This is a genomic window from Parashewanella curva, from assembly GCF_003675895.1.
GTDB lineage: Bacteria > Pseudomonadota > Gammaproteobacteria > Enterobacterales > Shewanellaceae > Parashewanella > Parashewanella curva.
Genome location: NZ_ML014782.1, coordinates 38195 through 50194, shown reverse-complemented (window position 1 = coordinate 50194; position 12000 = coordinate 38195). Strand labels below are relative to the sequence as shown.

Genomic DNA, 12000 nt, shown 5'->3' with positions numbered 1-12000 from the left:
TGTGCAAACAAATCCATTTTTATCGTCAGTTGAAGGGAATTTGCAGATCTGATCGCCACTTTTTCAAACAGTTCCATGAAAAAGTTTAATTGCTTAGAAAGTGATCACATTGTGTAGATACCTATGCATATATGCTATAAAAAATGGTTTTTGAGAGAAATATTGCGCTACAAGATTTCTTAAGAGCTCAAAATCACTTGTAAAATAAGAAAAAAATGGTCGGAATGAGAGGATTCGAACCTCCGACCCCTGACACCCCATCACTCGCTCACTATCATGCCTATCTTACTGTATATAAACAAAAAACCTTGGTTTGACCCACGAGGTAAATCAGGGATTTTGAGTAATTTGAGTCCTTTTAGATACAATGAGTTAAATGGGTATCTCGCGCACTTTTGAGTATTTGGAGCCTGCTCACTGACATTTCTGACAGTGTCGTAGAGTATAAGAATACTTATTCATATACAGGTATCAAATTCAGCCTTGCCTATAAAAGTACGAACTTGGTATATAACTCAAGCTCATTATCTATAATAATGTAATACTTTACTTCTCAAGCTCATCGCGTTTTTCTCAGTTTTGAGCGAATAGATTTCAAATGAACACTGTAGAAGACTCTGAGAATCTGATGAAAATCTTATTAACAAGATTTAACAGAAAGTAACACTTGTTGCAGCTAATATATTGATACAGTTCGCATAATTGAGTATGAAAATGGCAACTGCATTAACAAACTTATTTCTATCTTCTGCCCAAATAGAGAGCGAGTATTACCATAGTATCCTTCATTATGGCGTTAAAAAAACTCATAAAAGCTTTTGGATACATGAGACTAATTTTTCAATTCGTCATTGTAGGCAAGGTAACCAAACAACACTGTTGCAACCTATTGTCGAAGGCTTTGTATCACCTCCAACAAGCTTTCAAATATTTTTATCTTCAGAGAAAACTCAAAGGTACAGGCAATTTCATGCAACCCATGACAAAGATACACTTTCAAGATTCACTGCGGTAATAAACAGCCCTGCAGTAAGAGCTAATGCTTCAAGCTTTGAAAATTTTCATCTCAACCATACAGATGAGAGAGCTTGCGAAAATACTTGTTGCTATACACAGGTAAGTATAGCCAGTATTGATGTGGGTCCAGATTCTTCGGTGGGTGAATTAAGGGATGCTTTTATTCAGTCACTTCTAATTCGTGGCAAGCAAGCAACTCATGAAAATTTTTTTTGTGGGAACTCACAATTAGCCATATCAATGTCACAAACAACTCCTGATTTTTATATTGTTACAGTCAATCAATCTCTTTTGCCCCACCATAGACAAAAAGTTTTAACTGAGAAATTAGCATCAATGCTAAATAATCCAGATAACCAAAGTTGTTTTAATGCCGCAATGCTTGGCCGAGAGATAGAATTAGTCAAATCACAAGTCGCTGTTCAGCTACCTGATGAATTATTATCCCTCTTAACCCAATTTGATGATACTCAAGAAGAACAAATCACCTTGTCATTTTATGATCCTATAAAAAAAGAAGACATTGAAGCAGATACTGCCCCTCTTCACAGGCACCTTGAAGCTATCTACCGATTTGAAGATGATACTCCAGAGTATAGTCTGAATGCATTGAAGGCTTTAAAAGATAAGATACCACCGCAGCAATATCAACAGCTTAATTTAAATCAACTAGAGACAAAATTGCTAAAGAGGGTAAGTGAAAAAGAAAGCATTCCTAATTTAAAGGAATTTGTGATGAGCTTGAGAACTACCAGCTATAAAGATATAGAAAGCGATAAATCGTGCTGTGTCACAGGGCTTGATCTCCATCAGGAAAAAAATGAAGACATTATTCAAATAAAAATGAGTAACAATACCTGGAATATGGTTTCTAAAAATAATGTAATGAAATTATTTGATGTCACTGAATCGGCACGTCACCCATTAACTAACAAAGTACTTGAAGCAGATGATTTTAGAGCTGTACCTGTAAATGAATACGTCACCCGTAGCTCTGCGTAAGTATTATAAGTCGCACTTAGCTACAAGACGTACGTTAGGAACATCACCAAACTTTTAGATAAGTTTACTTGAGACACACCCCCATAGTAACCACATCACTTTGATTACCTGAATCACACAATTCAAACTCACCTTCGGAAAACGGTAATCTTGGTTATGCTCAGTTGATAAATCATGTAATTAATTGATGTTTAAAGATAAGCATCACTATTTCAAACGTAATTTTTTACGTTGATTTAAGGTTATTCGATTACTTTTCGTCTGTACTCTTCGATCATTTGGTTCAAATCGATGAAAACCAAATTAGAAAAAATGACCGAGAAAAAGTGCGCGAGATTTTTTTGTATCAGCGTTCAAGCTCATAAGGCACTGCTTTAAAATGGCAAAAGTGAATCGATGCGCAAGATTTGCACGAGATTTCAGAAAATATGTCAGCGGGGCTAAGAAAGCTAACTCATTGTAAAATTTAATAAAAATGGTCGGAATGAGAGGATTCGAACCTCCGACCCCTGACACCCCATCACTCGCTCACTGTCATACCTATCTTACTGTATATAAACAAAAAACCTTGATTTGACCCGCGAGGTAAATTAGGGCTTTGGAGTAATTTGAGTCCTTTTAGATACAATGAGTTAAATAGGTATCTCGCGCACTTTTGGGTATTTCGAGCCTGCTCACTGACATTTTTGACAGTGTCGTAGAGCCTAAGAATATTTATTCAATAAATAGCATTGCTGCAATAGTTTGAACCTTTTAATTATGAGCCTAGTTGTAGTCCTTTAAGAATTACTACAACTAAGCTCAACTTTTCTTTATTTCTCAAATATAGAATTAATTAGCTTAGCCTGATGACTATAAGTTTCATTTAAACTTAGAACTGAAACAGCCTCTGAATTTGAATCAAAACTTGTCATAGCTTGAGCAAGTAAAGAAACATTCCCCTTGTCAGCTAGTTTACTCATCACTGCAGAGTTCAACATTTCTTCCGAATCCATACTACTACCATCGAAAAACTCAATGCGACCAACACCGTAGCGATTATCAAAATAAGCATACTGAAGAACTATTGAACCATTATTCTCTTTGTTGGTTGGATCTACAATAGTTATAATAAGGTGGCCATTACTATCATGTGAAAAACTAAGCATTTGTTTAGTAATACCTTTTCCAAACAAAATTTTATCTTTTTTGATTCCCAACGATTCGGAATAAGATTCTTCAGGAATTGTAGTGGCATCTAGAATTATATCGTTTCCATCACCAAGATTATATTGATAAGTTTCTAGGCTGCCACCACCTATCATGAAATCATTTCCTTTGCCACCGTCTAATACGCTCGTTTTCTCTCCGTTTCTGAAACGGCTAACCAGAAGATCGTTGCCGTTTTCACCGTAAATGGTATTACTTCCAAATGAAGCGTAAACTGTATCATTGCCTTCTCCTGCGTAGACAATATCATCACCAAAGGTAACATCTATTGTATCGTTGCCATCACCACCATATATGGTGTCATTTCCACGCCCAGAGTTAATCGTATCATCACCTTTTCCACCGTATACGGTGTCATTTCCACGACCAGAATTAATCGTATCATCACCTTTTCCACCGTATATGACATCTTTTCCATCTAGTGAGTTTACAATATCATTGCCTACTCCAGCGTAGACAGTATGATTTCCTTTTCCCGTATTGATTATGTCATCTCCACCTTTAGCTTTAATTATCTCGTCTCCTTCACTTCCTTTTATTGTTTCATTTTTATTAGTTCCATAGATTGTTTTAGCTGCTACTAACAATTTAGATGAATCAATACTGCTACCATCTGAAAACTCTATGCTTTCAATGTGGTATGCTATATTTATATAAGCATTTTCAATAATTATGGAGCCATTATTATCCGCATTTTTCGGGTCAACTATTTTTATAATTATGTGACCATCACTGTCATGGGTGAAACTTAACATCTCTTCAGTTACACCTTCACCAAATACAATCTTATCTTTTGATTTTAAACCACTATCAGTAATTACATCATTACCGTCACCTAAATTATATTTATATGTATCACGACTGTATGAGCCTGTTATTTTGTCATCGCCTTTTCCACCTTCAAATATATTCGAGTTTGTATTACTAATAACATTAACTTCTGATAGCTTCAGCTCATCATTACCATCACCACCAAACAATTTATTATTTGAACGATAATGGCCAACTAATGTGTCATCCCCTTTTTCACCGTATAAAACATCACTTCCTCCTTGACTATAAATCTTGTCATTACCTTCACCAGCATAAACTACATCGTTTCCACTTCCTGTATAGACAACATCGTTTCCAGCTTTTGACTTAATAATTTCAGAATGAGAGGAACCTTTAATTTCATCATTGCCATCAGTACCGACTAGCTTATTAGCTGCCTCAATCATTGTTTTTTCAGTAATTACACTTCCATTTGCAAACTCAAGACGCTCAATACGATATTTACTGTCCACAAAAGCATTTTTCATGGAAATAGAGCCATTATTAGCTGAATTATTTGGATCAGTTATTTCAATAATAATATTTCCCTTAAGATCACGTCTAAAGCTCAGCATTTTTTCAGTAATCCCATCTCCAAATACGATTTTATCCTCCGTAGTCGAACCAACCTCAGAGATAACATCATCTCCATCTCCAAGATTATAGAGGTAAGTGTCATTCCCACGAGCACCTATTATCGTGTCATCTCCTTTTCCACCTTCAAAAGTATTATTTTTTGCACTAGAAATAGTATTATCTATTTTCAAAACATCGTTTCCGTCACCGCCTATTAACGTATGATCAGCATAATGGTTCCCTATCAGAGTATCATTACCTCCACCACCATCCAATGTAACGTTTTTTGAAGAGCGATTAGTTAAAACATCATCACCACCTTCGCCATAAACAACGGTTTTAATTGTGGCTGAGCGAGTATTATCGGCTTTTATTAAAACAGTATCATTGCCAGCTCCAGCATAAATAGTGTTCCCATTTCCTCCTGAAATTATCGTATCATCGCCTTCACCTGCGTATACTTTGTTTCTATCTTTTGTTATAGAAACATTGTCACTTCCAGACCCCAGCTTAATTATTTCTGAAGAGGAATTAATACTAATTGTGCGGTTAATATCTGTTCCTGCACGTAAATCTGCAGCTGCTAGCATTTCTGCTAGTGTAATACGACTGCCATCAGCAAATTTTACATATTCAATGCGATAAGCATCAATTACTGAAGCATTTTTGATTTTTATAGAGCCATTATTATCAGAGTTTTTTGGATCGGTAATCAATACAACTAGACTACCATCAGGATCATGAGTAAAGCTGACCATTTCTTTAGAAATATCTTTACCAAATACGATGATATCTTCTAAATTTTGACTTTTATAACTATTTGATTTTGATTTAAATCTATCATTATCAATGATCGTATCATTGCCATCACCAAGGTTATATATATAAGTGTCCTCACCATTAGAGCCACTTAAGGTGTCGTCACCTTTACCACCATCATAAGTATTGCTGTACTTACTTTTAATTAAAAACCCATCATTAACAACTCCTAAAGTGTCGTCACCTTTACCTCCAAGTAGGTGGTTTGTTCCCAAAATGCCACCAACAAGAGTATCGTTACCATCTCCTCCATCAAGTTTAATTGATCCGTTGCTTTCAATTTCTGCTTTGAGAGTATCATTACCACCTTCTCCATATACGACCAAAGATTTTACACTATTCGTTAAAAGCTCATCATCACCAGAGCCAGCATAAACTGTATTATTGCTTCCACCTTCTATGAAAATTCTATCATTGCCTGAGCCCGCATGTACTGTATTGTTATTTCGCTTTGCTATACCAATCAAATCATTGCCTGAACCTGCATATAACTTCGAGTTACTCGAGAATACTTTTAAAATATCATCTCCAGAACCCGTGTAGACACTATTACGACTAGCACTTTCAGGGTCGTCATAAAAGCCAACACTTACATTATCATTACCTGCTCCAGCATAAACGGTATCATTACCAAAGCCTGTTTGAATCGTATCATCTTTATCAGTACCCAAAAAAAGCTCATTTGCGTGAGTTCCTGATAAACTGTCACCGATGAATACTTCAGGATAAATGTTTTGTATACTCTTATGATTATTTTCAAGCCACTTAGAAGCTTTTCCACTAGCTTTTACCAACGCCTTTAATACTTGTTCTTTAACTTCTGATACGAGTTTTGTGTCAAACTGATTCATGGCCATTAAAGCTATGGCCAAGTTAGCTGCTTTTTCTGCTGTATTTAAAGGGTTATTCTCACTAACAATTAGCTCAACAATACCTTTTGCATTTCTTGATAAAAATTCAAAAGGAACATTTAAACTATCATTGCCTATGTCATAACTTAGTGAATGGAAAAATTTATTTGTTAAGCCTTGAGTAACCGCAAATTTAATTAGTAGATTATTTCGAATCTTATTCCAAGCTTCCAAGTATGCTTCACCCACTGTTTTTGTGCCAGAAGGTGTGTTAAAGGTATTGGTACTAATTTCAAGGTTATCAATACCAGTATATGCTTTAATTACAGCCAATTGAGAAAGTGATAGCACCACGCCACCTCCTAAGCCAATCATCCCGTTTTTATCTACAAATAGATTTGGGGGGGTTACATCTATGTCTTGGATTTTTACAGAATCAGCTTTTGCCCAATGGATAAGAAGATTATCAAATCGCTCAAATAAGTTTTCACTAGTTAAATTTTGAAGCGTTGATTTAACGACACCTGCAAATTTTTTATCTAAACTCATGGCAATCTGTAAATCAGGAAGTACTCCATATCCTTTGATATTACGAACTGCTTTAGCTGCTTCAGTAAGTGTGACATTCCCAGAATATCGAGAATAAGTCGGTAAGGTACTAAACTGTACATCACCCAATATATGTGTTTTTTTGTTGCCGTCTTTGTCTGTTGTTGTATATGAGCCTTGCTCATCAATTATCGTATCGTCTTTTTCAACATTGATATTTTTTCGGCTTAAACTAATTTCTGAAATATTATAATTAGATAGTTTCTTCAACTCATCTTTGGTCGAAATTCCATCGCCATTTTTATCTTGCCATATTAGCAGTTTTTTAAAAATTTCATCTTTATTATTAATGACACCATCTTTGTTGCTATCATGCTTACTTAGTTCTTCAAAACCAGTTTGAGTCTCACTTCCAAATAATTCACTGATATCATTTATTTTCCCATCACCATTTAGATCACGAGCAAGGAAACCGTCATCACCTTTTAACCAAGATGTTTTAGTAGCAAACCCGTCTCTGTTATAGTCAAAGTGTGCTTTCGTCGTTTCAAGGTTAACAAACTCAAGACCATCTCCATCTAAGTCAAGCACCAAAGGATCAATACGTCTACGCCTATTAGCATTATTGCTACCTTCGATAGCTGAATTACCTAGCTCGCCACCTTCCCCACCATCAGTTCCTTTTTCTTCCCCATCAGGAATTCCGTTATTATTTTTGTCTGGATCATCTTTGTCTGGAATACCATCTTTATCTTGGTCTTGGTCTTGATCTTCTTCCTCTTCCAACAGCCCTTTTAATGTATTAATTATACTATTTAGCTCAGAATTCATTGTTGCAAAATCAGTTTTAAGGCGAGCTGTTTCTGCATTTAAGGCTCCCTGAACATTAGTTATAAAAACACTATAATCTTTAAAATCCTTTAAATGTGAATCAAAAATATTATATAAGGCATCCAAGGACTGCTTCAATTTTTTAGATACTTCAGGTGTAATTTCTCCTAGCCTTCGAAGAATAGAGTCAGGAATTGCTATATCTTTTCCTCTCAGCTTTTCGACCAAATCAGCTGCTTTGTTCTGCAAATACCCTGTCGACTCAAGATGCATATCTGCAATTTTGTCCATGAAGTTTTTTCTGTCAATAACGACAGATTCGGCTAAATCTTTATAAACATTATTGACAAGTTGACGTTCAATTTCTTGCCTTTCATATATAGCAAACTCTCTAGTAAGTTCTTTGATTTTATTTCCCAAGGGAGAAACAATATCTCTTTCATAATTAGGAAGATAGCCTAACAAGTCACTTTTGGTTTTTGATAATTCCTCTAACACTTGTTTACGCTCTTCACTCAGAGCAGCAAACAATTCATTCTTCCAAGTCTTGATTGATCCTTCTACATAGAGATTTTTTAATTGTGCTTGCCCTATAGCAATATTAATTTTATCTATAAATGATTGAACTTGCTTACGGTTATCTTTATCGTTTAATTCTGAACTAAACTTATCACTTGCAGCTTGAAACAGCTTTTCCCTTGCACGGCGAACATCGAAAGTTAAATAACCTTTTAATTTTTTAGAAACCTCTCCTCCATCACCATACCCACCAGATATAATTTCAAACTCGCCAATATATTTATCTGAAAGTTGTTGAATCTCTTCTAATCTCTTGACACTTCTTAAATCTAAAATCTTGTTAACTTCATCTTGAATTTCATTAACGAGTCGCTGCATTAGGAGCTCGACATCATTCGATTTATTTTCTTCAAGGATTTTCTTAACATCAACACCAAGAATAAGCGCCTCTTTTCTTACTATTTTTTCATAATTTTCATGAAAATCTATTGTTCTTTTTTCTAACTCAGATTTAATAATTTTAACTTGTGTTCTGAACTCTTGTTCTGTTCTACGTTGAAGTTGCTCCGCAGATTCAGCATTTACTGCGATATGTTTTGATATGACACTTAGTATATCTGCCAAAACAGTCACTATATAAAGTTTAGGAAAACGCTTTTTAGCTAGTTGAGCTGTAACATCACTAGTAACATCTAATATTGAAGAAGCAAGATTTAATTTTGTTTTTGTGCTGACAACACCGTGCTCTTTATATTCCTTTTTAGCAGCATCAAAATTTGCTTTTAGCACCCCAAAATTAACAACTACACCAACGTTAGAGTCTTTATTTAACAAATCAACAAACGATGCCACCACGCTTGCCGCAGCTAATGTCGTACTGTTTAGATCTCCATTTCCATTTGCAATATTCTTCAGCTCGTTGGCAAATATGTTAATATTAGATTGTAATTTTAACACACCACTTTTATCATCATTATAAATATTTTTTGCCAACTGGGCTAATTCAGACAAGTTCATTATTTACTTCCTTGATTTATCAAAAACAAAATTAATCTACATAAAAATTAACAACTATAAAAATCACGAACAATTTTTTATTTTTAAATCCCCCCACAATAAAAACAAAATTTATTACCGATTAAAAAACACATCTAAGACTTATCTAAAAACTGACTTTAACTCTAAATAATTATACTTTCCTATAGACTTATCATTTAAACGTGCCTCCATACTAAAAACACATCCATCAAGCAATCCAACTTCTAATTTCAAACTCTCTTTAAAATTAAGAAATGGAAAATACCAAGGGCTATGTTCGTTTACAAACTCCCATTCAAAAAATGAATAATTTTCCATTAGGTAATACTCCATAGGTTTACCAAGATAAGTAATTAGTTCTTCATTCGAAACCATTATTGGAAGCTCTAAAAAAATTTTAATTTCTCGAGAAAACCATTCAGAAAAGTACTTTAGTGTATTTTTAAAATCATTTTCCTCTACTTTAATTTCATTTTTATATTGAAAAGCTAACCACTCTCCAGTCTTAGCATTACTATTGCAAACACCTTTATAATCCATAATACTTTTCCCTTTTTCTGGTCGAAAAAGAACTTGACATTGCCCTATTCCAGAAATAAAAAATAGTATTAATAGAAACAATATTTTAATATGCATGATATCTAGGCCTCAAAATCCAGTTTGCAATTCCCAAAGTTTTTTATAATGAATACTTTTCTCAACCAACTCAGCATGCTCCCCCTCTTCAATGGCCTGCCCGTCATCAATAACAACTATACGATCACACCCCTTTATTGTGCTCAAACGATGGGCAATACTGATCACCGTTCTGCCTTTCTTTATTTCCGGCATATTCGACATAATGGCAGCTTCTGATTCATAATCTAAAGCACTGGTTGCCTCATCAAGTATTAAAATTTGTGGGTCTGTGATAAGTGCTCTAGCTAGTGCAATTCGTTGTTTCTGACCACCTGAGAGTAAACTTCCACTTTCACCAACTTGTGTATTATATTGTTCAGGAAGGTGTGTAATGAATTCATGAGCTCCAGATAGCTTTGCTGCATTAATGACTTGCTCATTAGTTGCTTCAGGTAAGCATTGTTTAATGTTGTCTAAAACTGTACCAGAAAATAAAAAACTATCCTGAAGTACAATGCTCATATTTCTTCTTAGCTCAACAGGATCTGCAATCGCAATATCCATCCCATCAACCCAAACTTCCCCAGAGTTTGGTGTATATAACCTTTGGAGTAATTTTGTCAGTGTACTTTTACCTGAACCTGAGCGCCCTGTTATTCCTAAAAATTCACCAGCTTTCACATTGAGCGACAGGTTTTTTATTACCTCTGGAGAGTCACTATCATATTTAAACCGAATCTTATTAAATTTAACTTCTCCTTGTAGAGCTGGAGTTGAAGCCACACCTGTAGAAGAAGGCTCAATTGTTTCGTCAAGTATATCGCCAACTCGACGGAGTGAAATCAGCGTTTGCTGAAAATCTTGCCAAATTTGTGCTAGCCGAATAATGGGTTGTGTTACTTGCCCTGCCAACATATTAAATGCAATCAACTCCCCGGGGGAGAGTTTTGCCTCCATGACAAGATTCACTCCCCACCATAAAACAATTGCGCTAGTGAGCTTATTTATTAATCCAATCCCCTGCTCTGCGACAATTGACGTTTTTCTTGCCTTTAAACCAACTTTAAGACGAGTCGATAATGATTCTTGCCATTTATGAATGAATCGCTTTTCAAGTGTATGTGTCTTGATGGTTTCTACGCCAGTTATACACTCTGTCAAAAAAGCACTGTTATTTGCTGATTCCTCATACTCTCGCTCAGTTCTCTTTCTTAAGGCAGAACCGATCACTAGCCAGAACAAAAAATACAACACCAGTGAGCCCAGAATGATCCAAGTCAAAATAGATGAATAGAAAAACATCACCGAAATAAATATGCCTAAGAATAAGAGATCTAACACCATTGTCAGTGCAGAGCCAGATAAGAACTGTCTTATTTGCTCCATTTCTCCAACTCTTGCAGTGATTTGCCCTGTTTGACGATGATTAAAGTAATTAAGAGGAAGTCCTATTAAATGCTTGTATAACTTACTATTAAGATCTGCATTCAATTTACTCGACAAGTTAGCAAATAACCAACTTCTCATGAAACTCATTAGTGGAGCAAATACCGCTAGCCCTAATAGCGCAATACCTAGCACTTCAAGGCTCGATAACCCTCTATTAACCAGAACTTTATCAATAACATTTTCAAATATAAAAGGAGTCACTAGTCCAATAAGTTGAATGAACATCGACAGTAGGAAGACATTCTTCACCAATTTTTTATGTTTTTTTAAAGAAGGTAAAAACCAGCTAAAATCAAACTTATTTACCTTCTGCTGCTCCTTTTTTTCACTTAACAGAATCGCTCTATTAGATTGTTCTCTTTGCAACTCTTCCATTGAAAGCTTAACTGACTGCTTAGTAGAAGAGTCATAGAGAGATAATTCATCATCTTCTCTCCTTTGGGCTACATAATATGTAGAGTCACGTCTAATCAAACAAGGCTGTAATATCTCGAAAGAGTTGAGCTTAGAAATATCAATTGTTTTAGCTTCAAGCCCTATCAACCCTGCACACTTACAAAGAACCAGCGTTTCATCATGATATGATGCGTTCCCTGTTTTATGCTTAAGCCATTTGAAATCTACTGATAAATCAAAATATCGAGCTGCTTCAGTCAATGCCATTAAACCAGAGTCAGTGACACTGGAGTTTTCCATAACTTTCATCTTA

General features: G+C 35.2%; 4 protein-coding genes. 1 reads left to right on the top strand and 3 read right to left on the bottom strand.

Going from position 1 to position 12000, the window contains the following annotated elements; translation table 11 throughout:
- Positions 1-714 precede the first annotated feature (714 nt).
- Positions 715-2019: a hypothetical protein gene (locus tag D5018_RS11980; RefSeq protein ID WP_121839247.1), complete on the top strand. Its 1305-nt coding sequence runs from the start codon at positions 715-717 to the stop codon at positions 2017-2019.
- Between the two features lie 812 nt (positions 2020-2831).
- On the opposite strand, the gene D5018_RS11970 is transcribed toward D5018_RS11980, so the two are convergent.
- From D5018_RS11970 to D5018_RS11960, 3 genes are all read right to left on the bottom strand, one after another.
- Positions 2832-9203 (bottom strand): calcium-binding protein, encoded by a 6372-nt coding sequence (locus D5018_RS11970; RefSeq protein WP_121839245.1) that lies wholly within the window; start codon positions 9201-9203, stop codon positions 2832-2834.
- Between the two features lie 141 nt (positions 9204-9344).
- Complete coding sequence (locus D5018_RS11965; RefSeq protein WP_133309284.1) at positions 9345-9764, bottom strand: hypothetical protein; 420 nt, start codon at positions 9762-9764, stop codon at positions 9345-9347.
- Positions 9765-9872: 108 nt separating this feature from the next.
- Positions 9873-11996: a type I secretion system permease/ATPase gene (locus D5018_RS11960; protein WP_207819287.1), complete on the bottom strand. Its 2124-nt coding sequence runs from the start codon at positions 11994-11996 to the stop codon at positions 9873-9875.
- Positions 11997-12000: the final 4 nt, after the last annotated feature.